This is a genomic window from Streptomyces sp. MGP-BFMKR1 (assembly GCF_057766585.1).
Window position 1 is genome coordinate 3,695,208 of the sequence record NZ_CM173408.1, and the last position, 25,119, is coordinate 3,720,326.

General features: G+C 72.5%; 22 protein-coding genes. 10 read left to right on the plus strand and 12 right to left on the minus strand.

Going from position 1 to position 25,119, the window contains the following annotated elements:
• Window positions 1–194 precede the first annotated feature (194 nt).
• From AC3CHW_RS14075 to AC3CHW_RS14095, 5 genes are all read right to left on the minus strand, one after another.
• Window positions 195–920, minus strand: a complete 726-nt coding sequence (locus AC3CHW_RS14075; RefSeq protein ID WP_488470656.1) for a dienelactone hydrolase family protein — start codon at window positions 918–920, stop codon at window positions 195–197.
• Between the two features lie 584 nt (window positions 921–1,504).
• A complete protein-coding gene (locus AC3CHW_RS14080) occupies window positions 1,505–1,852 on the minus strand; it encodes a DUF7848 domain-containing protein (RefSeq protein WP_488470657.1) in 348 nt (115 codons plus the stop codon).
• On the minus strand, window positions 1,807–2,259 hold the full coding sequence (locus AC3CHW_RS14085; protein WP_488470658.1) for a hypothetical protein: 453 nt from the start codon (window positions 2,257–2,259) through the stop codon (window positions 1,807–1,809). Before AC3CHW_RS14085 ends, AC3CHW_RS14080 begins: the two co-directional genes overlap by 46 nt.
• A gap of 119 nt (window positions 2,260–2,378) precedes the next feature.
• Window positions 2,379–2,792, minus strand: coding sequence for a hypothetical protein (locus AC3CHW_RS14090; protein ID WP_488470659.1), 414 nt, complete (start codon window positions 2,790–2,792; stop codon window positions 2,379–2,381).
• Between the two features lie 112 nt (window positions 2,793–2,904).
• Entirely contained in the window at window positions 2,905–4,092 is a 1,188-nt protein-coding gene (locus AC3CHW_RS14095; RefSeq protein WP_488470660.1) for a helix-turn-helix domain-containing protein, read from the minus strand.
• Window positions 4,093–4,608: 516 nt separating this feature from the next.
• Here AC3CHW_RS14095 and AC3CHW_RS14100 point away from each other — a divergent pair.
• The 3 genes from AC3CHW_RS14100 (at window position 4,609) to AC3CHW_RS14110 (ending at window position 7,458) form a co-directional block, all read left to right on the plus strand.
• Window positions 4,609–5,775: an NsdA family TPR-like regulatory protein gene (locus tag AC3CHW_RS14100; RefSeq protein ID WP_488471049.1), complete on the plus strand. Its 1,167-nt coding sequence runs from the start codon at window positions 4,609–4,611 to the stop codon at window positions 5,773–5,775.
• Between the two features lie 268 nt (window positions 5,776–6,043).
• On the plus strand, window positions 6,044–6,178 hold the full coding sequence (locus AC3CHW_RS14105; RefSeq protein WP_488470661.1) for a hypothetical protein: 135 nt from the start codon (window positions 6,044–6,046) through the stop codon (window positions 6,176–6,178).
• 122 nt (window positions 6,179–6,300) lie between these two features.
• Window positions 6,301–7,458: a low temperature requirement protein A gene (locus tag AC3CHW_RS14110; RefSeq protein ID WP_488471050.1), complete on the plus strand. Its 1,158-nt coding sequence runs from the start codon at window positions 6,301–6,303 to the stop codon at window positions 7,456–7,458.
• 17 nt (window positions 7,459–7,475) lie between these two features.
• Here the strand turns inward: AC3CHW_RS14110 and AC3CHW_RS14115 are convergent, their stop codons facing one another.
• The 3 genes from AC3CHW_RS14115 to AC3CHW_RS14125 all read right to left on the minus strand — a co-directional run bounded on the left by AC3CHW_RS14115 (window position 7,476) and on the right by AC3CHW_RS14125 (window position 11,960).
• Window positions 7,476–8,096, minus strand: coding sequence for a hypothetical protein (locus AC3CHW_RS14115; protein WP_488470662.1), 621 nt, complete (start codon window positions 8,094–8,096; stop codon window positions 7,476–7,478).
• 171 nt (window positions 8,097–8,267) lie between these two features.
• Window positions 8,268–10,565, minus strand: a complete 2,298-nt coding sequence (locus AC3CHW_RS14120; RefSeq protein ID WP_488470663.1) for a family 2 encapsulin nanocompartment cargo protein terpene cyclase — start codon at window positions 10,563–10,565, stop codon at window positions 8,268–8,270.
• A gap of 366 nt (window positions 10,566–10,931) precedes the next feature.
• Window positions 10,932–11,960 carry a DUF4073 domain-containing protein gene (locus tag AC3CHW_RS14125; RefSeq protein WP_398610435.1) on the minus strand — a complete coding sequence of 343 codons (1,029 nt, stop codon included), beginning with the start codon at window positions 11,958–11,960 and terminating at the stop codon, window positions 10,932–10,934.
• A gap of 269 nt (window positions 11,961–12,229) precedes the next feature.
• Between AC3CHW_RS14125 and AC3CHW_RS14130 the strand changes: the two genes are divergently transcribed.
• Together AC3CHW_RS14130 and AC3CHW_RS14135 are read left to right on the plus strand one after the other, a co-directional pair.
• A complete protein-coding gene (locus tag AC3CHW_RS14130; RefSeq protein WP_217196638.1) occupies window positions 12,230–12,565 on the plus strand; it encodes a YnfA family protein in 336 nt (111 codons plus the stop codon).
• 123 nt (window positions 12,566–12,688) lie between these two features.
• Window positions 12,689–13,486 carry an SDR family NAD(P)-dependent oxidoreductase gene (locus AC3CHW_RS14135; RefSeq protein ID WP_459248225.1) on the plus strand — a complete coding sequence of 266 codons (798 nt, stop codon included), beginning with the start codon at window positions 12,689–12,691 and terminating at the stop codon, window positions 13,484–13,486.
• Between the two features lie 237 nt (window positions 13,487–13,723).
• On the opposite strand, the gene AC3CHW_RS14140 is transcribed toward AC3CHW_RS14135, so the two are convergent.
• The gene (locus AC3CHW_RS14140) at window positions 13,724–14,590 is read right to left on the minus strand and encodes an aldo/keto reductase (protein ID WP_459248224.1); all 867 of its coding nucleotides are present in this window, start codon (window positions 14,588–14,590) and stop codon (window positions 13,724–13,726) included.
• Between the two features lie 429 nt (window positions 14,591–15,019).
• On the opposite strand from AC3CHW_RS14140, the gene AC3CHW_RS14145 reads away from it, so the two are divergent.
• A complete protein-coding gene (locus AC3CHW_RS14145; protein ID WP_488470664.1) occupies window positions 15,020–16,144 on the plus strand; it encodes an amidinotransferase in 1,125 nt (374 codons plus the stop codon).
• Window positions 16,145–16,313: 169 nt separating this feature from the next.
• On the opposite strand, the gene AC3CHW_RS14150 is transcribed toward AC3CHW_RS14145, so the two are convergent.
• Window positions 16,314–17,213 carry an NAD(P)-dependent oxidoreductase gene (locus AC3CHW_RS14150; RefSeq protein ID WP_398610439.1) on the minus strand — a complete coding sequence of 300 codons (900 nt, stop codon included), beginning with the start codon at window positions 17,211–17,213 and terminating at the stop codon, window positions 16,314–16,316.
• A 50-nt stretch (window positions 17,214–17,263) separates the two neighbouring features.
• Here AC3CHW_RS14150 and AC3CHW_RS14155 point away from each other — a divergent pair, with 50 nt between their 5' ends.
• The gene (locus AC3CHW_RS14155; RefSeq protein WP_176163324.1) at window positions 17,264–17,629 is read left to right on the plus strand and encodes a winged helix-turn-helix transcriptional regulator; all 366 of its coding nucleotides are present in this window, start codon (window positions 17,264–17,266) and stop codon (window positions 17,627–17,629) included.
• A gap of 355 nt (window positions 17,630–17,984) precedes the next feature.
• Here AC3CHW_RS14155 and AC3CHW_RS14160 read toward each other — a convergent pair whose 3' ends face one another.
• On the minus strand, window positions 17,985–18,626 hold the full coding sequence (locus tag AC3CHW_RS14160; protein ID WP_488470665.1) for a hypothetical protein: 642 nt from the start codon (window positions 18,624–18,626) through the stop codon (window positions 17,985–17,987).
• A gap of 177 nt (window positions 18,627–18,803) precedes the next feature.
• The gene (locus AC3CHW_RS14165; RefSeq protein ID WP_398610441.1) at window positions 18,804–19,997 is read right to left on the minus strand and encodes an RtcB family protein; all 1,194 of its coding nucleotides are present in this window, start codon (window positions 19,995–19,997) and stop codon (window positions 18,804–18,806) included.
• Window positions 19,998–20,171: 174 nt separating this feature from the next.
• On the opposite strand from AC3CHW_RS14165, the gene AC3CHW_RS14170 reads away from it, so the two are divergent.
• From AC3CHW_RS14170 to AC3CHW_RS14180, 3 genes are all read left to right on the plus strand, one after another.
• The gene (locus AC3CHW_RS14170; protein ID WP_488470666.1) at window positions 20,172–21,521 is read left to right on the plus strand and encodes a hypothetical protein; all 1,350 of its coding nucleotides are present in this window, start codon (window positions 20,172–20,174) and stop codon (window positions 21,519–21,521) included.
• Between the two features lie 140 nt (window positions 21,522–21,661).
• Complete coding sequence (locus AC3CHW_RS14175; RefSeq protein WP_488470667.1) at window positions 21,662–22,447, plus strand: hypothetical protein; 786 nt, start codon at window positions 21,662–21,664, stop codon at window positions 22,445–22,447.
• A gap of 457 nt (window positions 22,448–22,904) precedes the next feature.
• Complete coding sequence (locus AC3CHW_RS14180) at window positions 22,905–25,025, plus strand: DUF2637 domain-containing protein (RefSeq protein WP_488471051.1); 2,121 nt, start codon at window positions 22,905–22,907, stop codon at window positions 25,023–25,025.
• Window positions 25,026–25,119: the final 94 nt, after the last annotated feature.

Sequence of the window (25,119 nt, forward strand, 5' to 3'; positions counted from 1 at the left end):
TGACGGGTCCACCCCCGCACGCGCGGGGACGAGAGCAATTGACCTGCGGGTTTACCGCGCCCGGCCCCGGTTTTTCGCAACTTCCGTGAACTCCGACCTATCACCCAAGTCCGACAAGCGGCACACGGTCCCCCTATACGGCTCCCACGCCGACCCCGGCAGCGTCGCGCCAGAAATCGGGCTACCGACACACATCACTCCGTCACGGGCAGGCACTCGGCGAGCAGGCCGACAACATCGCGCCAAGCCCGTTCCGCGTGCAGCGGGTGGTGGCTGACGCCAGGACGCACCGCGTGGTCGACGTTCGGGTGGTGGAAGGCGTGCTCGGCGCCGCCATAGACCACCAGGCGCCAGTCGACGCCCGCGGCCTGCATCTCCGCAGTGAACGCTTCCCGTTGCGCGGGCGGCATGATCGGGTCTTCCGACCCGACTCCAGCCCACACCGGGCAACGTATGTTCGCGGCCTCGCCCGGTCGTCCCGTGGTCACCGCGTTGATCGTCCCGATCGCGTGCAGATCCACGCCGTCACGCCCGAGTTCCAACGCGATGGCGCCCCCAGTGCCGTATCCGATGGCGGCGATCCGATCGGGGTCCGTACGCGGTTCGGCGCGCAGCACGTCGAGCGCCGCGTAGCCGATGCCCCGCATTCGTTCGGTGTCGTCAAGCAGAGGCATGATGTACGCCATCATCTCCTCGGGGTCGCTGAACCAACGCCCACCGTTGATGTCGAAGGCCAGCGCCACGTAACCCAGTTCGGCCAGCGCGTCGGCCCGTCGGCGCTGGACATCGTTCAGCCCCGGCCCCTCGGGCCCGAGCAGAACCGCGGGCCGACGCCCAACGCCGGCCGGAATCGCGAGGTGCCCCACCATCGTGAGGCCGTCGGCCGGGTACTCGACCGTGCGCGTTGTCATCGTCGTCATACGTCTGGACGGTAATGACCGTCGGCCCAACCGGGCATGTGTTCACCGCCGGCAGAACAAGACCGTGCGCCTCTGAAGTGCGGCGAAGGGGCAGAGGGTTCGCTGCGAAGCAGGGGTTGTGGGGCTGGGCTGAGGCCGTCCCGGGCCCATCCCCGCACGCGCGGGGACCAGGCGGCAATCCGCGTGGTGGATGGGTCTGGCGTGGGACCATCCCCGCGCGCGGGGACCAGGTACACGTGCCGCCTTTGGCCGTGTAGTCGCAGGGACCATCCCCGCGCGCGCGGGGACCAGGCTTTTGCCTTGGCCGTGGCGAGGTCGAGGCGCGGACCATCCCCGCGCGCGCGGGGACCAGAGCAATTGACCTGCGGGTTTATCGCGTGACACCCCGGTTTTTTGCAACTTCCGCGAACTCCGACCTATCACCCGGCCACGCCAACTCCCCGCACCTCTCCCCAAAACAGACCACGCAGCCCACCCCACACGCGCGGCCAACGCACCCACCTTCCGACCGCAACCCCGCCCACGGCCCCAACCTACCCTCCCTCACAACCCCGTTCGCCGAGGGCCGCCGCAACCCCCGAAACTCACGCCGATCCCTCCCTCACCTCCCTCCCCGGCGCCACGGGACCGATGTCCTCAGCCGGGGTGACCAGCCACCGCAAGGTGACCGTCGCCGCATAGCGGACGTGGCGGCCGTCGGGGTGGTCGCGGGCCGCGTGGTTCGTGCACCAACGCTGGGCCTGGTGGTGTTGGCCCGTAATGGACTCCGACGGCTCAGGCTCTGGCGACTGTTCGTCGCAGGTCAGGCACGTCGCGCGGACGAGGTAGGCGTCAGCCTCCGGGTCAGGCCCCAGGCGCATCTCGACGTAGCGGTACCGACTGCGGCTCATGCGCGCCGCCGGTTGGCGGGCGAGCGGGCGGCGTGGTCGCATGCGGGGTCGACCTCCAGGCAGCAGGCAGCGAGTTCGGCCGGGCCGGACCGATCCCGGCCGGCGCTCCTTCCGCACGCGACGACTCCCCCACACACGGGGCAGGGTGACGACAGCGCAGCCGCGCCGTGGGCGAACCGTACGGCCGAGGCGAGGATGGCGCCGAGGTGGTGCGGTTCGGCCAGGTACCGTCCCGACCAGTCGGCCGGCAGCCGCCAGTGCAGGCCAGGGCCGGTGTTCCGATGCGCGGACGGCACCCCGACGTAGTGAGTCCCGGGGCCGGGCCCCAACAGGGCGACATGCCGCCCCAACCGGTCCCACTGCGGCACCACGGACGCCTGGCCGGCCGGCACCAACCAGTACGCGGCAGCGGTCAGCGGATCAACGATCGCGGCGCACCTCTCGCTCACGTCCAGCATCTCGAACGCCCGCCGAGCCACGACCATGGACGTGCGAACGGCGTCCCAGCGCCGCCCCGCAGGCAACAGTGCAACCGCCTCACTCAAGGATGGCACCCAACCCATTCCGCTCACGGGCGAACTCCCGGGCGCAGCAGAGCAATGGCCTCGACCAACCGAACCGCGTCCGTCAACAGCCGCCCCGGCTCCGGCGGTACGCGCCACCACACCATCCGGGCCCGCGCCATGCCCGGTACGAAGGCGTACGACCCGTCGTCACCCGCGAGGCTGACCACCTCATGCCCGTACAGGTGCCGCACGGCCGCCGCCTTGGGCTCGATCAACCACACGAGCCGCTCCGGCACGTCCTCCTCGATGACCGCCCCACTCTCGTCACCGAGCGCGGCGAGCACCCGGTTCCCCAGGTAGTACGGCAACGACAACGTGTGCCAACCCAGTTCACCAATCCTGGTCCACCGCACCCCACCACCAGGCGGCACCCAGTCGAAGGGTGGGGGCGAGGTGTTCTCGGTCCAGGTCGGCATGGCGCAGCCCTCCGGCTTTGTCGGTGATTGAACAGCTACCGACCGTAAGAAGCTGACGATTGCGCCTCAATGGTCATTCGTCAGGGCCGAGCGGCGAAGGGGTATCGCCGCACTACAGCGGCACGCCGATCGCGTCAGCCAGGCGCCGCATGTCCGGGGTCAGCGTCCGCCGCTTGCGGATGACCCTGGCCGCGATGTCTTGGGCGTACCGCTGCTGTGGAAGCCACTCGGGGGACGCGCTCTGAATGCCGTACAGCACCTCCATGGCCTGGCCGTACCGCCGCATGCGGGCGTGCGCGTCGGCCACGTCCAGCAGGTGACGGTTGCGGTTGTTGCTGGTGGGGCGCAGGCCACCAGAGGGGATCTTGCTCGCCAGGCTCAGCACCACATCCGGCTTGCCGGCGACCGCAGCGTTCTCGGCGCGTTTCAACGCCACCGTGACAGGGCCGAAGGTGCGCAGGAAGTCTGCTCGGGGAGCGTGCTCGCGGCCCAGGGCAGCCGCCGCCGCGTGCGCCATGCGTAAGGCGTCCGCCGCCTCGTCCGACCGCGCGTCTCGCACCGCCGCCGCCGAGACGCGCAGCATCATCCATCCCCACGCGGACAGCTCGTCCGACGTGGCCCGGGACAGCCTGGGCTCTATGTCGTCGCCCCACCGAACAGCCAGCTCGCGCGCTTCCGACAACTGCCCGGTACGCAACAGCAACCAAGCCATCGTGTTGACCGATGCCGAGCCGTCCAGGCGATCCGCCGAGGCCGCCGTGGCCTGGGTGAGGGCGTGCTCGGCAGCCTCGTACTGGCGCGTCTGCGTGAGCAGCCACCCGGTGAGCTGGAGCAGCCTGCACCGAACGGCGCGGGCCTCGCGGTGGCTGTTGTCCAGAGCGTCGGCGTCTCGGAGCAGCGGCGGCAGGATGACGGCGAGATCGGCGAACCGGTCCCGGGCGAACAGCGGTTCAGCCGCTCGCAGTGCGGCCCGCACGCCCGCCGGGGTGGGCGCGTCGTCCTCAACGTAGTCCGTTACCGGTGGGGCGAAGAGCGCGTCACGCACCGGCGCCCAATGATCGACCACGTGCGGGTCGGCGGCCTCGGGGTCACGGCGCAGCAGGTACGTCGTCGTCACGCGCAGGGCGAGAACGAGGGCGCGGGCGGTCTCCATCCGGGTCACCCCGCCCGTGCCCTGTTCCAGCTTTCGCACGGTGGAGCGGGACAGCCCGGCAGTACGGGCCAGAGCCTGTTGCGAGAGGCCGCGGCGCTTGCGTAGGTCACGGACACGCTCACCGAGCGTGTGGGAGGTCTCAGCCATACTGGACTTCTCGTCCTGACGTAGGCACCTGAAACGGCACTCGCAGCTCGGCCAACATCGTTGGGACGTACTGTCGTTGACTACCACTGGAACAACGGGCGTCTGGGGCGGCCAGCGCCGCGTGCGCAGGGACCAGCGGACCGACATCGACACCCGGTACGCCCCGCTTGGGCCATCCCCGCACGCGCGGGGACCAGATCCTCGAACCCGTCAGCGTCGCCACGAGCCTGGGACCACCCCCGCACGCGCGGGGACCAGCAGGCCGCACACGCGACAGCCATCGCCCGTCGCAGCCCGGGACCACCCCCGCACGCGCGGGGACCAGCGGAAGGCAGACCAGCCGTGTGTTGGACAGCCTGGGACCACCCCCGCACGCGCGGGGACCAGAGCAATTGACCTGCGGCTTTACCCCGCGATACCCCGGTTTTTTGCAACTTTCGCGAACTCCGACCTATCACCCAAGCCCGTCAGATCAGGCAAAACTCCCCCCTTGCCGCCACCCGGGCCACCCAGGCTATCCCCGGCCCCTCACACGACGCCGACGAACAAGGCCGTAAGTCCGCCAACTCCCCCGAGCCGCCCCGCCCTCATCCACCCCGCATCTCCGCACTAGCGGCCACGTGTAAGCCAACTGTCGGCCAGACTGGACGCATGGGGAGCGGCGTTGGGGTGAACGTCAGGCGGGAGCGGGAGCGACTACCCGCCGAGCCGCCTCCACCTACGCTGGCCGACTACCTGCCCGAACGCGACCCGCTGGCCCCTCTCCGCTCCCGTGCGGGCCGCCGGGTCGGGATGGGCCAGGTCACCGACCTGCGGCAGCGGGTACACGGCCTGCGGCTGGCCGACGACGTACTCGCCGGAGGCGACCTCATCCGGCCCGCGCTGCGCGAGCTTCGGTCCGCCGTCCGTTTGTACCGCGAGGGTGCCCACACCGGGACGGTGGGGCGCGAACTCCTGCGACAAGTCGGTGAGTTGGCACAGATCGTCGGATGGATCGCGAGCGATGCCGGGCGGCACGCCGAGGCGGAGCGGGTCTACCAGCTAGGGGTCAGCGCGGCGGAGCAAGCCGAGGACCACACCCTGGCCGGGAACCTCGCCGGGTCGTTGGCCTATCAACTCTGCAACACGGGCCGGGCAGACGACGGCCTGGCCCTCGCCCGTGCCGCGCTGCACGGGGCCGGGGCGGGCGCGCCGCCCAAGGCCCGTGCGCTGTTCCTCGATCGGGTGGCCTGGGCGCACACCAAAACCGGGGGGCGCGAGCACGCGCAGCACGCGATGCGGGCGCTGGGGGAGGCGGCGGAAGCGCTGGCCGAGGACAGCGCGGGCACCGAGTCCCCGGCGTGGCTGTACTGGGTGGACGCCGGCGAACTCCAGATCATGGAAGCCCGTGTCCACACCGAGCTACGCCGACCGCTCCGCGCCGTACCGCTCCTGCGCGACGTGCTCGGCCGGTACGACGCGACGCACACGCGGGAACTCGCCCTGTACCTGTCGTGGCTCGCCGTGGCCTACGCCGATGCCAACGAGCCCGAGGAAGCGGCGGCGACCGCCGCGCGGGTCATGAGCCTGTCCGCCGACGTGGCCAGCGAGCGGACGGCGGAACGGGTCCGGGTGGTGCTGGCGCGGTTGACCGAGTACGCCGAGGTGCCCGAGGTGCGAGCCGTACTCGACAGCGCGACCTGACCACTCCCGCGCGGGATCAAGCACGGCGGGCCCTCGGTGGCGTGTCGGAAAGCGTCCCGCCCCATCCACAGGCTGTGCACAGGCGCACCCCGCCCCGCCCATCCGCGCCCCCGCCCCCACTCCGCCAATCCACCAATCCACCAATCCGCCCAAGATCCACATGCGCCCCCGCACCGAGTCTGGTGACGTGGCTACGACAGGGCCTCCGGCGTCCGCCGAGGTCACCCCGTCCACGGCCCCGGCCCCCCGGACACCGCAGGAGGCAGTCATGGCCGCCACCCCGGACACGACGACGCTCGCGGACAGGACGACGCTCGCCAGCCTGGCCACCTCCGGCGTGGCCCCGTACGCAGACCCGTCCCCCACGTCCTCCCGTACGCCCCTCCACGCCGCTCACCGATGAGCCAGCCGCACCCCGCCGACAAGCCTGGGCACGGGCCGCACCCCGACCCCGCCGGCCGAGAGCGCCAGCCACAGTCCATCCCCACCCCCACGCCCGCCCCCGCCAGCGCGTGGCGGCGCCCCATGGTGGCGCGGTTGGCCAGCGAGGAACATCGCACCGCGACCGTGCTGGAGCTGTTCTTCGACCTCTGTTTCGTCACCGCCGTGGCCCAGGCGGCCCTCGCGTTCGAGCACGAGCTGGCCGAGGGGCACGTCGGGCACGGGGTGCTCGGCTACGTGCTCGTGTTCTTCGCGATCTGGTGGGCGTGGATGAACTTCACCTGGTTCGCCTCCGCGTACGACACCGACGACGTGCCGTACCGGCTGCTCACCCTGGTGCAGATCGCCGGCGCCCTGATCATGGCCGCCGGTGCGGCCGACGCGCTCAAGGACGACGACTTCACCGTCATCACCTGGGGCTACGTCGTCATGCGGCTCGCCATGGTCACCCAGTGGCTGCGGGCCGCCCGTGCCGACCCGGAGCGGCGGCGTACGTGTCTGCGGTACGCGGTGGGCATCCTCGTGGTGCAGGTCGGGTGGGTGGTGCGGCTCGCCCTGCCCGACGACGTCGGGCTCCTCACGTTCGGGCTGCTCGTGCTGGCCGAACTCGCCGTCCCCGCCTGGGCGGAACGCGCGGCCACCACCACCTGGCACCCGCACCACATCGCCGAGCGCTACGGCCTGTTCACGCTGATCGTGCTTGGCGAGACCATCACGGCGGCCACCGGCGCCGTCCGTACCGCCCTCGACACCGACGCGAGCATCGGCGACCTCGCGCCCCTCATCGTCGGGGGCGTCCTCACCGTGTTCGCTCTGTGGTGGCTCTACTTCGCCCAGCGCGCGCCCCGCCGCCTCACCGGTCTCCCCAACGCGCTGTTGTGGGGCTACGGCCACTACCTGGTCTTCGCCTCCGCTGCCGCCGCCGGCGCCGGGCTCGCGGTCAACGTGGCGCACGCCACCGACCACGGGCACCTCACCGACCGCACGGCCGCCGCCGCGTACACGATCCCGGTCGCCGTCTTCATCACCCTCGTGTGGCTGCTGCACCACCGCGCCGCCGAGCTGCGCGACCCGGCCGACGTGATTCACCCGCTGGCCGTCCTCGCCATCCTGGCCAGCACCTTCGCACCCGCCCCGGCCCCGGTCCTCATCACCGGGGTCCTGGCGGCGCTCCTCATCGCCGCCACCCTCGTCCTGGCCGCGCGCGCCGCCGCCCGCTCCCCCGCCCGCTCCCCCATCTGACCGGCGGCGACGGGCGCTCAGTGGCCGCCCTTCGGCTCGAAACAGCCCCCTTCCGCGTACATCCCGCCCACGCCGACGTGGTAGCTCTCACGCCGCGTGTACGCCGTGACGCAGGCGTCGTCACCCACGTACAGCGCGACCCTGGCGCCCTCGGGTGTGACGTGCTGGTCGGCCTCCCCGCCCGTGTCCAACCCGGACACGGTCAGCGTCCCGTCGCCCGCATCGCCGCCCGCGCCCTGGCTCCGGTAGCCGAGTTCGAGCAGGGCCGCGCGCACCCGGTCGGGGTCCCACACCCCGGTCTTCCAGAGCCGCGCGATGACGGGCTCGACGCGGGCGGCCTCCGCCCGGGCGGCCCTCTCGTTGGCGGGGGACATGGCCTTCTCGGCCTTGAAGCCGTTGTTCTCGCCGTAGTGCGGCGCCCCGTCGGGTACGACGGGCTCCACGTTGCCCCGGGGGCCGGCGGGCGAGGGCGTGGGAGAGGGCGAGGGCGTGTGGGTCGACGCGGGGGTGGGGGCGGCACCCTGGCTCGACGCGGAGTCGGCGCGCTCCTGCCCGCAGGCGGTCAGGGGCAGGGTCAGGGTGGCGCCCAGGCAGAGGGCCACCGCAATGCGTCTGGGGCTGGGTCTCGGTATCCGCATGACCGGGACTCTGCCACGAGCGCCGGACCGGTCCCCCACCCACGCGGGCGATCCGCCGCACCAGGTAGCTGCCACGCCCGAAGTGCCGCCGGCCCGGACCGCACACGCGACCCGGGCCGGCGGCAGAGCGCTCAGCGAGGCACCCGGTCAGGCGCCCAGCCGGGATTCAGCTCACGACGCCGTGGGCAGCGGCGTGACCGAAACCCGCGCGGGCGCCTGAACCGGCGCGGGAGCCGAAGCCGACGCCGGCAACCGCACCCGGGCGGCCGACGTGCCCAAGCCCGTCGGGCCGCCCGCGACCCAGTCCGTCTTCGGGGCGAAGTTGCGGCGCAGGTCGGCCTCCTTGTAGCGGACGCACTCGCGGTGCCAGTTCAGGATGCCGGCGATCCAGTCCTTCAACTCGCTCACGTACGTGTCGACCTCGTGCCGCGCCTCCGCCGACAGCTCGAAGTCGTCGTAGAGGACCGGCAGTTCGTGCTCCGCGACGTGCAGGAACTGGCTCAGCCTGGACTCCATCAGCTCGTGCACCAGGCGCAAGCCGGTCGGGTAGTCGATGTCGAAGAACTTCTGCACGACCAGCACGCCGTTGTGGATCTCGCCCTCGTACTCGATCTCCTTCTGGTACGAGAAGACGTCGTTGAGCAGCGTCGCGTAGTCGGAGACCGCGTTCTCCAGGGAGCGCATCGGGCCGCTCTCGTAGACCGCCGGCGGCACCTGCTTGCCGTGCCGCAGCCGGCACAGGCTCATGGTCAGGTCGGAGCCGAAGGTGTGGCGGCGCATCTCGATGTAGTCGATGGGGTCCGGAACGCGGTTGTGGAACTGGTTCTCCAGCTCCCACAGCCAGCTCGCCGTCATGTTCTCGATCGCCGCGCGGAACTTGGCGCGGTCGGCGGGTCGCATCGGGCCGGCGGTGCGGGACCAGAGGTCGATGAGGCCGCGTTCGAGGGCGTTCACCGGCTCCGGCGGCGTCGAGTCGTCCAGTGGCATGCAGGCGGACAGCCGCGCCGTGCACCGCTTGGCGCCGGCCAGGTCGCGCGGGGCGCCGAAGACGACGGGGTAGTAGTCGTCGCCGTACGTGCCCCAGGCCAGCCAGCACGCGCTGAGGTCCAGCTCCTCCGGCGTGGCGTCCGGGTCGAGGCCGGCCGAGCACAGGGCGAGGTCGTAGCCGGCGAGCAACTCCTCGTTCCACACGTCCGAGTTGGGCACGCCCGGCTGGGCCTCCAGGATGCCCATCCGGTGCGCCCAGTCGATGACGTGCCGGCGTGAGCCCTCCAGGTGCGGGCTGAGCTGGAGCGGGAAGGGCGGGTTGAGGTCGGGGATGCGGGACGGGCCGACCTTCGTGAACGGCACGTGGCTGTACGAGCGCAGCCGCTTGGCGCCGGTGAGGGCGATCAGCGACGTGATGTTCGCCGACTCGGTGCCCAGCCCGGTGAGCGCGAACGGGCCCCACGGCGTCAGGCCCGCGGGCGCGTCCGCGCCGCCGCCGTTCATGTAGCGGCTGGAGCGCATGTGCCACTCGTGCCCGCCGGACTGCCAGTCCTGGAGCCCCTTGACGTACAGCAGCACGTCGGCGCACTCCTGCGGACTCAGCCCCTGGTCGGCGAAGAGTTGGGGGAGTTCGAGCAGGGTGGTGTTCTCGAACTGCTGGAGCCGCGAGGTGAGCAGGTCGTTGACGGCGTCCGCGGCCTCCTGCGTGGTGCAGTCGAGGAACCGCTCCAGGACGAGCACGCCGTTGCTCAGCTCGCCCTCCTCCTCGATCTCGCGCTGGTACGAGAAGAGGTCGTTGCGCAGGTGGACGCCGTCCGAGAAGGCGTCCCGCAGCACGCGCAGCGGGCGCGAGGCGGCGACCTTGGCCGGGACCTCGGCGCCCACCGCGTACTCGACGAGCCCCGACGACCAGGGCGCGCCGCCGACCTTGCGGCGCATCTCGATGTACTCCACCGGGTTGGACACCCGGCCGGCGTTGATGTTGGACAGCTCCCACAGCGACTCGTTGAGCAGGTTCTCGGTGCTCTCGGCGAAGCGGGCCCGCCACTCCATCGACATGCTGGGGACGGTGCGCCGCCACAGGTCGGCGAGGCCGGCCTCGACCGGGTTCTCCGGCTCGGGCATGGGCGTGGCCAGGTCCATCGGCATGAAGGCGGGCAGCCGGGCGAGGTGCTGCTTGCCGGCCTCGCGGTCCTGGGTGCGCTTGAACTTGTCCAGGAAGTAGTCGTCGAAGAAGAAGACCCACACGTACCAGTCGGTGACCAGCGAAAGGGCTTCGGCCGAGGTGTCGGGGTGGGTGTAGGCGCAGAGCAGGGCGTAGTCGTGGGCGTCCAGATCGCTCTGGTCCCAGATCCCGGAACCTTCCAACATGTCCATCTGCCGAGCCCACTGGCGGGAGTGTTCCCGGGCCGTCTCAACATGCGGGTTCAGCCGTGCCGGATAGGGCATGTAGAAGTCCGGCAATTCAAATGGCTGCGCCATTCTGGCCCGCCTTTCACTCAAACTCATGGGGGTGTGCGGAACTCGCGGCGGTGCGGGCGGCACGCCCGATGGGCACGTTTGTGCGAAGGCAGAGTGAAGCGCTTATTCGTTCGAATAAAATGCCCACCACCTCCACCGTGCCGCGTTACCGACCGCCACAGCACTACCCTGGGGCACGCCGGGTTACCCGCGCAGAGTTCTCCACATCTCTCCGCCGTTTTTCCGAGCGGCGATTTCCTTACGCGCCCCCCGTTCGCCCCCTCGTTCGCCCCCCATGCGTCCCCGTGTTCGCGCTGGAGCGCCGCCGCCCTCCGCGCCCACGGCGGGCGCGGAGGGCGGCGCGGGACGCGCGGGTCCCGTCGGGGGTCAGCGGCCCCGGTGGAGCGGGATGCGCAGCTCCTTGATCCACTGGTTGCGCAGGTAGTCGCGGGCCTTGAGGACGACCTCCTTCTTGCCCACCTGCACGCGCAGCCCGGTGTTCTCCTTGCCGGACATCGACGTCTCGCCGCCCTTGCCGTCGTCGGTGAACGAGGTCTGGACAGCGCCGGTGTTCACGACCGTGAAGCCCTCGAGGTTGCCGGTGCCGGGCACGACCTTGCGTACGGCCCAGTCGGACAGGCCCAGGCTCCAGTGCGTGTGCGAGGTGAACAGCACCGCGTCCTTGTACTTGCCGAGAACGCCGAGCAGCCGGTCGGCCTGGAGGTAGTCGCCGCCGTACATCTTGTTGCGGGTGCCGGAGACGGTGTCGGGCAGCACGTGGTGCGAGAAGACCATCACCGGCTTGCCCTTGCGCTCCCAGTACCGCAGGCGCGCGTCGAGCCAGGCCAACTGCTCCTCGCTCATCCACACCTCGTCCCACTTCGTGGCGTCGTGGTACTTCATGTACTTCTCGGTGCCGAGCATCAGCATCGGCACGCCGTCCACGACGCGCTCGTAATAGACCTTGTCGAGGCCGGTGAAGTCGTAGAAGTTCTGGAAGAGTTCGCTTTCCTTGGTCCCGTTGGGCCAGGTGTCCTGACAGAGCTTGGACGCGTTGCAGTACTTCGGCACGTAGAACTCGTGGTTGCCGATGGTGAAGTACGTCTTCTTCGGGTGCGGGTGCGCGTTCAGCGTCTTGCGCACCTCCTGGTATTCGTGCGGGTAACCGCGGTTGGTGATGTCGCCGTTGACGACCAGTGCGCTGCTCTTGCCGGGCAGCCCCTTCATCTGGTCGAGGGCCCGCCCGAGGTCGGCCGTGTCCCCCTGGACGTCGCTGACGACGTCGAAGGTCACGTCTCTGTGCCGGTCTCTGGCCTCATGGCCGCCGGGCGCGGCGCCGGCGGGGACGAGGGCCGCGGCGGCGAGGCCGATGGCGGCGGTGAGGACGGCGGCGCCGGACACTATGGTGCGTTTCACGGCAAGGCTCCTGTTCGTCGGTACGGCCCGCGCGGCGGACGGGCCGCGCGGGCCAGCGGGGGAAGTCGGGCCAGAGCAGCGAAACAACGCCCCCTGAGCGTGGGCGAACGCGGCACAAAGCGGAGCATGGCCGGCACGTGAATATCACGTTCCCATTACCGGTCTAGGCCGAAGCCGGCCCCGTGTCCGCCGCCTCGCGCCCCGCTGGCGGCCCGCCGGCCGGTGGTCGCTCGGCCCGCCGGCCCGACGGGCCGTCGTACGCTGCCGGCATGCTCGTCGCCCGGTCCATCGCCCTGTTCGTCCTCGCCGCGCTGCTGGAGATCGGCGGCGCCTGGCTGGTCTGGCAGGGCGTGCGGGAGCACCGCGGGTGGCTGTGGATCGGGGCCGGGGTGATGGCGCTGGGGGCGTACGGCTTCGTCGCCACGCTCCAGCCGGACGCCGAGTTCGGGCGCATCCTGGCCGCGTACGGCGGCGTCTTCGTCGCGGGCTCGCTCGCCTGGGGCGTGGTCGCCGACGGCTACCGCCCGGACCGCTACGACGTCGTCGGCGCGCTGACCTGCCTGATCGGCGTCGGGATCATCATGTACGCGCCGCGCGGCGGCTGAGCCCGCACCGGCCCGTACGCCACGGCCGACAGGGCTGACAGGGCTGACAGGGCCGGTCAGATGGTCAGACGCTCGGCATATCCTGCGTACGGAGATCATGACCGCCGTACCCAGGAGGTTTCCGTGACCGCACCCACCGCCGTCATCACGGGCGCGAGCAGCGGCATCGGGGCCGCTACGGCGCGCCGGTTGGCCGCCGCCGGATACCGGGTCATCCTCACCGCCCGCCGCGCCGACCGGATCGAGGCGCTGGCCGCCGAGCTGACGGCGGCCGGGCAGCGGGCCGTCGCGTACCCGCTGGACGTCACCGACCGCGCCGCCGTCAACGCCTTCGCCGCCACGCTCGACGACCACCCCTCCGTGGACGTCCTGGTGAACAACGCGGGCGGGGCACTGGGCGCGGACCCGGTGGCCACGGCCGACCCGGACGACTGGCGCACCATGTACGAGACCAACGTGCTCGGCACCCTGCACCTCACCCAGGCCCTGCTCCCGGCCCTGACGGCGGCGGGCCAGCGGGCCGCGGCGGAGTCGGGCGGCTCGGGCGCGGGCACCGTCGTCGTCGTGTCGTCCACGGCCGGGCTCGCGACGTACGAGGGCGGCGGCGGGTACGTGGCGGCCAAGCACGGCGCGCACGTCCTGGCCGAGACGCTGCGGCTGGAACTGTGCGGCACCCCGGTCCGGGTCATCGAGGTCGCACCGGGCATGGTGAAGACCGAGGAGTTCGCCAGCACGCGCTTCAAGGGCGACCTGGAGAAGGCCGCGGCCGTGTACGCGGGCGTCGCCGAGCCGCTGACCGCGGACGACGTCGCCGACACCATCGAGTGGGCCGTCACCCGGCCCAGCCACGTCAACATCGACCTGCTCGTCGTCCGCCCGCGCGCCCAGGCATCCAACTACAAGGTGCACCGGGAGAGTTGATCGCCGCAGGGTCCGGCCCAGCCCCGAGCCCCCGACCCGGTGGCCGCCGCCTCCGCCCGCTGTGACGCGGGCGGAGGCGGTCGACGCGTGGTGCGGGGTGGTGCCTGGTGGCGCGGGGTGCGTGCTGCCGGGCGCGCGGGCGGGCGTACGCGTAGCGCGCACCCGTACACGCCAACGCACGTACACGTACGCGCCCACGCGCGCACCCACGCACGCACGCCCAGCCGCGCCTCCGTGCTAGACGGCCCGGGACAGGGTGTCGAACTCGGCGTCGGAGAGTTCGATGGTGGCGGCGCGCACGTTCTCGTCCAGGTGGGCCACGGACGAGGTGCCCGGGATCGGCAGCATCGCCGGGGAGCGCTTGAGCAGCCAGGCCAGGGCGAGTTGCGACGGGCTCACGCCGCGCTGCTCGGCCAGCGTGGCCAGCGGGCCGTCGCCCTGCGCGAGCCGCCCGGTGGCCAGCGGGTACCACGGGATGAAGCCGATGCCGCGCTCGGCGGCGTAGTCGAGCAGCGGCTCGGCCGCGCGGTTGGCCAGGTTGAACAGGTTCTGCACGGAGACGATCGGCGCCACCTTCGCCGCCTCCTCGACGTCCGCGATGGACACCTCGGAGAGCCCGATGTGCCGGATCTTCCCCTCCTCCCGCAACTCCTTCAACGCCCCGACCTGGTCCGCGAGGGGCACCTTGGGGTCGATGCGGTGCAACTGGAGCAGGTCGATCCGGTCCACCCCGAGGAAGCGCAGGCTCAGCTCGACCTGCTGGCGGAGGTACTCGGGCCGGCCGACCGGGACCCACTGGTCGGGCCCGGTGCGGGTGAGGCCGGCCTTGGTCGCGATGACCAGGCCGTCCGGGTACGGGTGCAGGGCGCGCCTGATGAGCGGTTCGGCGACCGCGGGGCCGTAGGAGTCGGCCGTGTCGATGAAGTTCACGCCGAGCTCCACCGCCCGGCGCAGCACCCGTACGGCCTCGTCCGGGTCCTTCGGGTCGCCCCAGACACCGGGTCCGGTCAGTTGCATCGAGCCGAAGCCGAGGCGGGTGACCGGGAGGTCAGTGCCCAGGGTGTAATCGCCGGCCGCCAGGGCGGGTCGCTGGTCCGAGGTCACAGTGCGTCTCCTTCACTCGTCCGTCCATGGCTGGCGGACTCCGTTCGTCGCGTGTCGCGCCCGCACGTGGGTGCGCGCCGGGCGCGTACGGGGCTTCGACGGTTACCAACCGCTGATCGGCGAGGTGAATTCCGTAGCCGTACGCCTCGTCTCGCGCGAGGCACCACGGCCCGCTCCGCGCGGGCTCCCGCCCCGGGCGGCGGGTGGACGCGCCACCCCGCGCGACCGCGTCTCCACCACGTCTCGCGCACCACGGACGCCGCGCGACCACTCCAACGGCCGCCCCGCACGCTCACCCTACGAAGCACACGCCCCACCCCGAGTTATCGTTTCCTCGACCGACAACGTCGACACGACGGTGGTGGTGTGGATGTCCGACGCGACGAGAGTCCCGGTCAGCGGCGCCCTCGCCCCGCGCGTGGGGCCCGCGTGAGGCCGGCGCCCCCGGGCGCGGCCGGCGGCGCCACCGAGCCCCTCGCCTCGCCGGTCAGCTCGCACAACGAGTGGGACCCGCTGGAGGAGGTCGTCGTCGGGCGCCTCGACGGCGCGACGATCCCGTCCAAGCACCCCGTCGTGAGCTGCAACGTCCCGCCCTGGGCGGCCCGCCTCCAGGGCCTCGCCGCCGGCTTTCGGTACCCGCGCGCGCTGATCGAGCCGGCGCGGCGCGAGCTGGACCAGTTCGTCACCCTCCTGGAGTCCCTCGGCGTCACGGTCCGGCGGCCGGACCCGGTCGACCACCGGAAACGCTTCGGCACCCCCGACTGGACCTCACGCGGCTTCTGCAACACCTGCCCGCGCGACAGCATGCTCGTGGTCGGCGACGAGATCATCGAGACCCCGATGGCCTGGCCGAGCCGGTACTTCGAGACGCACTCCTACCGCACGCTCCTCAAGGACTACTTCCGGCGCGGCGCCCGCTGGACGGCGGCGCCCAGGCCGCAGCTCACCGACGCGCTGTACGAGGAGGGCTTCCGGCCCCCAGGCCCCGGCGAGCCGATGCGCTACATCCTGACCGAGTTCGAACCGGTCTTCGACGCGGCTGACTTCGTACGCGCCGGCCGCGACCTGTTCGTCACCCGCAGCAACGTCACCAACCGGATGGGCATCGACTGGCTGCGCCGCCACCTCGGCCCCGACTACCGCGTCCACGAGATCGAGAGCCGCTGCCGCACGCCGATGCACATCGACACCACGTTCCTGCCGCTCGCACCGGGCAAGGTGCTGGTCAACCCGGAGTACGTGAACGTCGACCGGCTGCCCGACGTCCTGCGCTCCTGGGACGTCCTGGTCGCCCCCGCCCCCGACCCGGTACGCGCACCCCTGCTGAGGGCGACCTCGCTGTGCGGCAAGTGGCTCAGCCTGAACGTCCTCGTACTCGACGAGCGGCGGGTGATCGCCGAACGCCACCACACCGGCATGCTGCGCGCCCTGGAACGCTGGGGCTTCGACCCCATCCCGTGCGACCTGCTCCACTACGCGCCGTTCGGCGGCTCGTTCCACTGCGCGACACTCGACATCCGGCGCCGGGGAACCCTGGAGAGCTACTGCCCCTGACCCCTCGGCCACCGGCGGCGACAGCCATCCCAACCCACGGACGAGGCGGCCCGACCCACGGACGAGACGGCCCGCCACCGCGCCCCCGGCACCACCGCCCCCAACACCACCGCGCCGCGAGGCCACGCGCGACCAGGCACGCGTGGCCTCGCCGGCCCCACGCCATCGCTCAGGCGCGGCGCCCCAGCAGCTCCGCCAGGCGGGACAGTTCGTCACCACCGTGGCCCAGCCCGATGGCGCGGCGGGTCAGGCCCTCCGCCGCGCGCATGACGCTCGCGTCGATGCCGTGCGCCTCGGAGGCGTGAACGATGTGGGTCATCGTCGACGCCGCCGACGTGAGCGGGTTGACCTTGGCGGTGTAGGTGCCGTTGTCGACCTCGACCGCGGCCTCGTCGAAGGCCGGCGGCAGGATGGCCCCGATGCCCTTGGCGAACGGCGCCAGTTCCTGGGCGCTGATGCCTTCGGCCCGGGCGATGGCCAGGGCGTGCATGTAGCCGGTCATCGCGGTCCACCAGATGTCGAGCAGGGCGATGTCGTACGCCGCCGCCCGGCCGATGTCCTCGCCGAGGTGGCTGTGGGAGCCGCCCAGCGCGTCCAGGACCGGCTTGTGCTCGCGGTACAGCTCCAACGGGCCGCTGTGCAGGAACACGGCGTCCGGCGTGCCGATGGTGGGGGCCGGCGTCATGATCGCGCCGTCGAGGTAGTGGATGCCGTGCTCGGCCGCCCACACCGCGGCCTCCCGGGACCGGTCGGGGACGTCGGCCGAGAGGTTGACCACGGTGCGGCCCTTGAGCGCGGCCGTGACCTCGGGGCGGCGCAGCACGGAGTCCGCGGCGTCGTAGTTGACCACGCACACGACGATCAACTGGCTGGCCGCGACCGCCTCGTCGGCGGACCCGGCGCCGACCGCGCCGCGGGCGACCAGCTCCCGATCCCGGCCCGGCGTGCGGTTCCAGACCGTCGTGGCCACCCCGGCCTCCAGGAAGGCACCGGCCAGAGCCCGCCCCATCGGGCCGAGACCGATCACCGTGACGGCAGACTGGGGGGTGGTGGGGGTGTGTGCAGACATGCTTCAGCTCCCGTGCAGGATGAAAGTTCTCAGTGAGGAAGGTGGTGGCGATGGCACGCATGCGGGCGCAGGACCCGAACGTGTGCGGGGTGACCGCCGCGATCGCGGTGATCGACGGCAAGTGGAAGACGGCCTTGCTCTGGGCACTCGAAACCGGTCCGCGCCGACCGGGCGAGTTGCGTCGGAAGCTGCCGGGGCTGTCCGAGAAGGTGCTGACTCAGGCGCTACGCGAGATGGAGACCGACGGCCTGGTCCACCGCGAGGTGCACGACGTCCTGCCGCTCAAGACGGTGTACTCCCTGACGGAGTTCGGCAGGGACCTCTCCAAGGCCCTGGCTCCGGTCTCCGACTGGGGCCACCGCCGGCTGGACATGCTCGCCGCGCAACAGTCCACCGACGAACACGCGGTCTCCTAACCCATCAACCCATCAACCCATCACGCCTTCTCGCCTCCGTGACAACGGCCAGCCTCGCGACCGTACGACCATCCGGCTCCGACCGTCCGGCCGTCCGGCCGTGCCACCAGGTTCCCCCGTACGCGGCCCCGCCGCCTAGTACCCACAAAAAGGTGGCTACTGCCGCTCGCCGGCCCACGGCCCCCGGGCCGCCCCATCGGCGCGCCCGCTCGGCACGGCTCGGCCACCATCCGGCCTCCGCACAGCGTTCCGCCCCCGCTGGGCCCAGGCCAGCGGGGGCGGAACGAGCTGAAGGCATCCCGTACGGGAACGGGAACGAGCGCGGCCCGCTCCCGGGGTAGCCCCGCCGCCCGTCTCACCCCAGCCGCCCGGGCCGAACGATGGCCTCGCTGCCCAGCGGTGTGAAGCCCGCGGCGAGGAAGGCCCGGAGGGAGCGCGCGTTGCCCGGGGAGACGGCGGCGAACACCGGTTCGCCGGCGGGGACGAGGGTGAGCGCGGCGCGCAGGAGAGAGCGTCCCGCTCCCGCGCTGGCACCGTCCGGGCTGTCCAGTTCGATGCTCAGCTCGCGGCGGCCGGCCAGCCCGCGCGCCAACGTGACGAGGCCGCGTTCGTCTCCGTAGACGCCGACGTCGGTACGGAGTTCCCTGGCGTAGCGGACGCGCGGGTGGTCGTCGGCGTTCAGGCGTGGTGACAGCCGGGGCGGGCCGGGGAGCCCGCGCGCGACGAGTACGGCGTCCGTCACCCCGACCCACCCCTCCGGGCCGGCCAGGTGTCGCAGGAAGTCAGGTGCCATGGAGCCGCCGTAGCCGTCGGGCCCCTGGGCGTGGACCTCGGCGGCGGGCAGGGCGGTGGCGATGACGGCGTGCGCGGTGAAGGCGACCGAGCACTCCAGCCCGTACGCCAGCGGCGGCAGGACCGTCACCTGCCCGTCCGCTGGGGGAAAGCGTCCGTCGGCGGCGTCGAGGAAGTACGTCAGCAGGGGGTGCGGCCCGTTCATGCGGTCACATCATGCACGGCGCGTGTCGCTCACCGCCGACGGGGGCCGGGCGCCGAGGCCGGCCACCAGGAGGCCCGGCGCCCCGACGCCCGGGCCCGGGCCCACCGCCCCCGCATCCACCGCCCCCGCCATGAGCGGAAACGCGGACGGACGGACAGGCAGGCAGGCCGCGGGCCGTCACCCCTTCACGCAGACGACCTGCTTCAGCTTGGCCACCACCTCGACCAGGTCCCGCTGCTGGTCGATGACCTTCTCGATCGGCTTGTACGCGCCCGGGATCTCGTCCACGACGCCGGAGTCCTTCCGGCACTCCACGCCGCGCGTCTGCTCCTCCAGGTCCTGCGTCGAGAACCGCTTCTTCGCGGCGTTGCGGCTCATCTTCCGGCCCGCGCCGTGCGAGGCGGAGTTGAAGGACGCGGCGTTGCCGAGGCCCCGCACGATGTACGAGCCGGTGCCCATCGAGCCCGGGATGATGCCGTACTCACCCGCGCCGGCCCGGATCGCGCCCTTGCGGGTGACCAGCAGGTCCATGCCGTCGTAGCGCTCCTCGCTGACGTAGTTGTGGTGGCAGGAGATGACGTCGTCGAAGGTGACCCTCGCCTTGCGGAACTCGCGCCGCAGCACCTCCTGGAGGAGCGCCATCATGATCGACCGGTTGCGCTTGGCGTACTCCTGCGCCCAGAACAGGTCGTTGCGGTACGCCGCCATCTGCGGGGTGTCCGAGACGAAGACGGCCAGGTCACGGTCGACCAGACCCTGGTTGTGCGGCAGCTTCTGGGCCTCGCCGATGTGGTGCTCGGCGAGTTCCTTGCCGATGTTGCGGGAGCCCGAGTGCAGCATCAGCCACACCGCGCCCTCGCCGTCCACGCAGACCTCCACGAAGTGGTTGCCGCCGCCGAGCGTCCCCATCTGCTTGGTCGCCCGGTCCTGACGGAACTTCACCGCGTCGGCCACGTGGTCGAACCGGGACCAGAAGTCGTCCCAGCCCGCCGTCGGCAGCCCGTACAGCTTCCCGGGGTCCACCGGCGTGTCGTGCATGCCGCGGCCCACCGGGATGGCCTGCTCGATCTTGGAGCGCAGCCGGGACAGGTCGTCCGGCAGGTCGCGGTCGGTCAGCGACGTCTTGACCGCGCTCATGCCGCAGCCGATGTCCACCCCGACCGCCGCCGGGCACACCGCGCCCCGCATGGCGATGACGGAGCCGACCGTGGCCCCCTTGCCGTAGTGCACGTCGGGCATGACGGCCAGGCCCTTGATCCACGGGAGCGTCGCGACGTTGCGAAGCTGCTGCATCGCGACGCCCTCCACGGTGGCCGGGTCAGCCCACATGCGGATCGGCACGTGGGCGCCCGGTACCTCTGTGTACGTCACGACATACTCCATTCCCCCGCGAAAGACAGAAAAAAGACAGAAAAGTCAAAAGCCGGACCTGGCGTCACATTCATGGCCGCGAACCGGCGAACGCGCTAGCGGTTGAGGTAAACATTGTCTCCATCGGCCGCCCTGGTGCGGCAACCAGTTTTCCGGGGAAGGGAGCCGCGGACAGTGCAGCGAAGGCCGTACGTTCCAGGCACCGCGCTGACCGCCGCCGTGCTCGTCACGGGGCTCGCCGGATGCAGCGGCGAGACCAGCGCCCGAGGCACCGACGACGCCAAGACCGGGGGTTACAGCTCCACGGCCAACGTCCGGCCGGGCAAGTTCCGCACCCTCCCCGAGCCCTGCGGCACGGTCGGCGGGGACAGCCTGCGCTCCCTGCTGCCGGGCCTTGAGGACCAGGACGAGGCGACGCAGAAGACGGTGTTCGAGGGCCAGCCGGCCGTCACGTACGACACCGACCGGCGTGTCGGCTGCCGGTGGAAGCTGACGACCCCGGAGGGCTCCCGGCACCTGACGCTCGACTTCGAGCGCATCGTCTCCTACGACCCGCAGGAGGGCGACGACGACCGGGCCGCCGCCGCGTACGCGAAGAAGGCGGCGGCGGCGAAGATCCCACTCGACACCGCGACCCCGAGCCCCGGCCAGAGCGACCCCGGCGGGACGGGCACCGAGACGCCGGCGCCCGGGGCCTCCGAGCCCGGCGCCTCCGAGCCCGGCGGAACGGGCAGCGCGTCGCCGCGCGGCGACGACGAGGGCGGGGACGGGGACGGGGAAGAGGACGGTCAGGAGATCGTGCGGGGGTCGGGCGACGCCCCGGACGGCGACCCCCGTACGGACCCGGAACGCACGGCGGACGTGGCCTCCTGGCGCCTGGCAGCCGCGGTCGACGGCGACGGCGGCAACGGTCGCGAGGGCGGTGGTGGCGGCGCCGTCCGCGCCGGGCTCGCCCGTACCCACCACGCCGGCGACGCCGACCCGGCGGACACGGCGGGCGCGGCCGGTACGGCGGAGCTGCGCGCCGACCGGGTGCGCGAGGGCGCCGTCGTGGCCCCGGCGGCGGACACGGAACCGACCGAGAAGCCCGCCGCGGGCTCCGACCGGGACTCCACCGACTCACCCACGCCCCCTGACGAGGCGCCCGCCACCCCCGGCGCCCCCGGCACCGGCCCGACTCCGGGCGGTGGCGAGGACCCCGGCGACGGGGGCGAGTCGGGCGACGAGCAGGGTGACGGGCAGGGCGACGAGGGTGAGGAAGGGGACGCGGGCGAGGACGCCGTCGACCTCTCCCCGCGGCAGCTCGACGGGATCGGCGACGAGGCGTTCCTGAACGACGAGTTCAGCACCGGCGACTCCGGCGTCCACCGCGACATCACGATCGTCTTCCGATCCTCGAACGTCATCGTCACGCTCGAATACGACCAGTGGTCCACCGATCCACGGCACGTGCCCAGCAGCGCCGAGCTACAGGACAAGGCCCAGGACCTGGCCCGCAAGCTCCCCGGGCACTTCGGCGACTAGCCCGGCGAGTACCGTCACGGTTCGGCCGACCGGACACCGCTACCGCGTACCGTGCCGAACGAGTCACGCGGCGGGACGGCCGCCCACCGACAGAGAATGAGCGAAGGACCATGCCCCGAACAGCACCGAGACTCGCCCGAATGCTCGCCTGCGCAGCCGTACCGGCGATGCTCGTCGCAGGCTGCTCGTCCGACTCGGGTGACAAGGACCCGAAGGACGACGCGTCGAAGTCGGCCACCACCAGTCCGTCGCCGACCGTGGCCCCCGCGAAGTTCGCCAAGCTTCCCGAGGTCTGCAAGACGCTGCCGAAGAAGATGGTGGACAGCCTCGTCCCGCACGCGAAGGACGAGAAGGGCAAGACGCTGCCCTCGGCCAACATCAACGAGTCCGCGAGCTGCCTGTGGTCCGGCCTCGACGGGTTCCAGTACCGCCAGCTCACCGTCTCGCTGAAGCTCTTCCCCTCCGACGTCGGCCTCGGCACGGGCGACAAGCGCGCCGCCGCGTACGCCAAGCAGCAGGTCGAGAAGGCCAGCACGGCCGACGGCGCGAAGGGCGCCAAGACCGGCGCGACCAGCGGCATCGGTGACGAGGCACAGACCGTGGCGACGACCACGAAGAAGGACGGCGACGAGTTCAAGAACGAGACCGTGGTCTCCCGCACGGCCAACGTGGTCGTGACGGTCGAGTACCGCGGTGCCGGTTACGAGGACGCGAAGCCGCCGAAGCCCGAGGACCTGGCGAAGGGCGCCCAGAAGGCCACCAGGGAAGCGGTGCTCAAGGTCGCCGACGCGAACGGCGCCGTGGCCCCCGACGAGGGCGCCACGAGCGGCGACACCGGCGACGGAAAGACCGACGAAAAGGCCGACGACGCGAAGAACGGTGACAAGGCCGACGGGGGCAAGGGCGCGCGCCCGGCGGGCAACTGATCTCCGCGAGCGGAGCGGCAGACGCCGGCGCGTTCCCGCATGCGGGTGTGGGCGCGCGCGTGGCGCGGGTCCGGGTTACGAATGCGGGTTCTGATCGCCGGCGCGGGTTCGGCTCTGGATTCGGGCGACGCGTCGTACGGTCGCGCGCCCGGGCGCCGGGCGGGTGGCCGCGCCGGGCCCGCCCTGCCGCGCCGGCACCGCCCGCCCGCCCCACCCCGCCTCGTGCCCGTGCCGTACGGGCGAGGCCGGGTTCCGGCATGCGCGGGGCAGGGGTGAGAGCGCGCGGGTCGGGCGCCTGACCACGGGGGGTTCCCCACGGGGTGGACGGGCGGCGAAGGGAAGCGGAACGGGGCGCCTCCGTACGCCTGTTCGGCCCTGGTCGCACTCCTCGCTTGACGCGTATGCCAGGCTTGGCGCGCTAGTTGCCGAGGGCGGGGAGGGATCGCGGGTGGCCGCGATGCAATTGACGCGCACACACCGAATACTTATCGGGGTGATCATCGCCGGTGCGGCGGTGATCGCCGCGATCGGGTTCGTCGGTTCCTACGCCGCGGTCCGTGACCTCGCGCAGGACAAGGGGTTCGGCAGCTTCGCCAACGTCTTCCCGATCGGCATCGACGCCGGAATCGTCGTCCTCCTCGCCCTCGATCTGCTGCTGACATGGATTCGCATCCCGTTCCCGCTGCTGCGGCAGACGGCGTGGCTGCTGACCGCCGCCACCATCGCCTTCAACGGCGCCGCCGCCTGGCCCGACCCGCTGGGCGTCGGGATGCACGCGGTCATCCCCGTCCTGTTCGTCGTCGCCGTCGAGGCCGCCCGGCACGCCATCGGCCGCATCGCGGACATCACCGCCGACCGGCACATGGAGTCGGTCCGCGTCGCCCGCTGGCTGCTCGCCCCCGTTCCCACCTTCCGGCTGTGGCGCCGGATGAAGCTGTGGGAGCTGCGCTCGTACAACGAGGTCATCCGGCTGGAACAGGACCGCCTGGTCTACCGCGCCCGGTTGCGCGCCCGCTTCGGCCGGGCCTGGCGCCGCAAGGCCCCCGTCGAGTCCCTGATGCCGCTGCGGCTGGCCCGCTACGGCGTACCCATCTCGCAGACCGCCCCGGCCGGGCTCGCCGCCGCCGGGATCGTGATCCCGCCGGAGATGGCGCTGGCCACCGGCGAGGCGACCAGCGGCGCGGTGGAGCCGGCCGCCGCCATCGAGACGGCGGGCACGGTGGAGCGCGCCGACGCCAAGGCCGACGCGGGCGCGGCCACGGCCGTCGGCGCGGGCCAGCGCGGACTGACCACGGGGGCCGCGGCGCCCGCGGCGTTAGCTCCGGCCGCCGACGCGCCGAAGGCGCCGATGGCATCGGACGAAGCGCGCGCGGCCAACGCCGCGCAAGCGGCGCAGGCGGCGCAGGGCACCCAGGCGGCCCAGGGCGCGCCGGAGGCGCGGGACGGGAACGCCGCGAAGGCGGCGGGGCCGGGCCCGGTCAACGGCGTGAGCACGCGCAAGAACGAGACCAGCGCGGCTGGCACGGCCGGCGCGGCTGGCACGGCCGGCGCGGCTGGCACGGCCGGCGCGGCTGGCACGGCCGGCGCGGCTGGCACGGCGAACGGTACGAACAGGGCGAACGGGTCGCAGGCGGCAGCCGCGCCGCACGCGACCGGCGCGCCGCGGGGCACGGACCCCGGGGACGCCGCGGGCGCGCCCGCGGCGGCGCACCCGTCCGCCGCCATCCCCGCCCCGCGAGCGGCGCACGCCGGAGCGCACCCGCACGCTGGGGCGAACCCGGAGGCCGGCGCGCGCCCGGAGGCCGGGGCGGGCCGCGAGGCGGCAGCCGCCGGCCCGGCGGCCGAGGCGGGGCGGGAAGCCGGTGACGGCGCCGGCGGTGGCCCGGAAGCGGGTGTGGCCACGGAGGGCGTGGGGCCCGACGGCGGGCCCGTGACCGTGCCGGTCGGCTCCGGCGGACGCCGGCGCGCGCTGGGCAACGCCCAGTACGTCGGCTACCCGGCCGTGGCGGGCGGGTACGCGGACGAGCGGCCGTACGCCGCCGACCCGCAGGCCAGCACCGGCCCCCAGGCCGCCGCTGCCGCGCAGGCCGCCGCCGCGCAGCGCGCCGAGCGCCCCGCCCCGTACGACGACCGCCACCCCGACCAGCGCCAGCAGCCCGGCCACCCGCACGACCGGCAGCGCGACCAGCAGCGCGCGGGCGACGGGCGGCGCCCGGACGGCGCCGGCGACCAGGCGCGCGAGATGGCGGCCCGTGACCAGCGCGCCGAGCGGCGCCCGGCCCAGGCACCCGAGTTCCCGCCGGACGCCACGCAGGAGATCGCGCTGTCAGCGCTGCCGGAACTCTCCACGCTGCCCGACGACGTACCGCGCGACGAGGCGTTCTACGGGGCCTTCCGGCGGTTCGTCACGGAGCACGGGGCGTTCCCCGACTCCCGCCAGTTCAGCCGCTACCTGCTCGACCACTACGGCATCGCCGGCGTGGGCGGCGGCCCGATGCCCGCCCACGGCCTCCGCCGCGAGATTCGCGAGCTGCGCGAGCGCTACCGCATGGAGATGGAGACCGAGCACATCCCGTAACGGCCCCGGCCCGCTCCCGGGCCACGGTCGCCTCGGGCCGGTTCCTCACGGGCCCAGGGCCCGGCGGTCTGCGGCCCAGGGCCCGGGGGTGGGC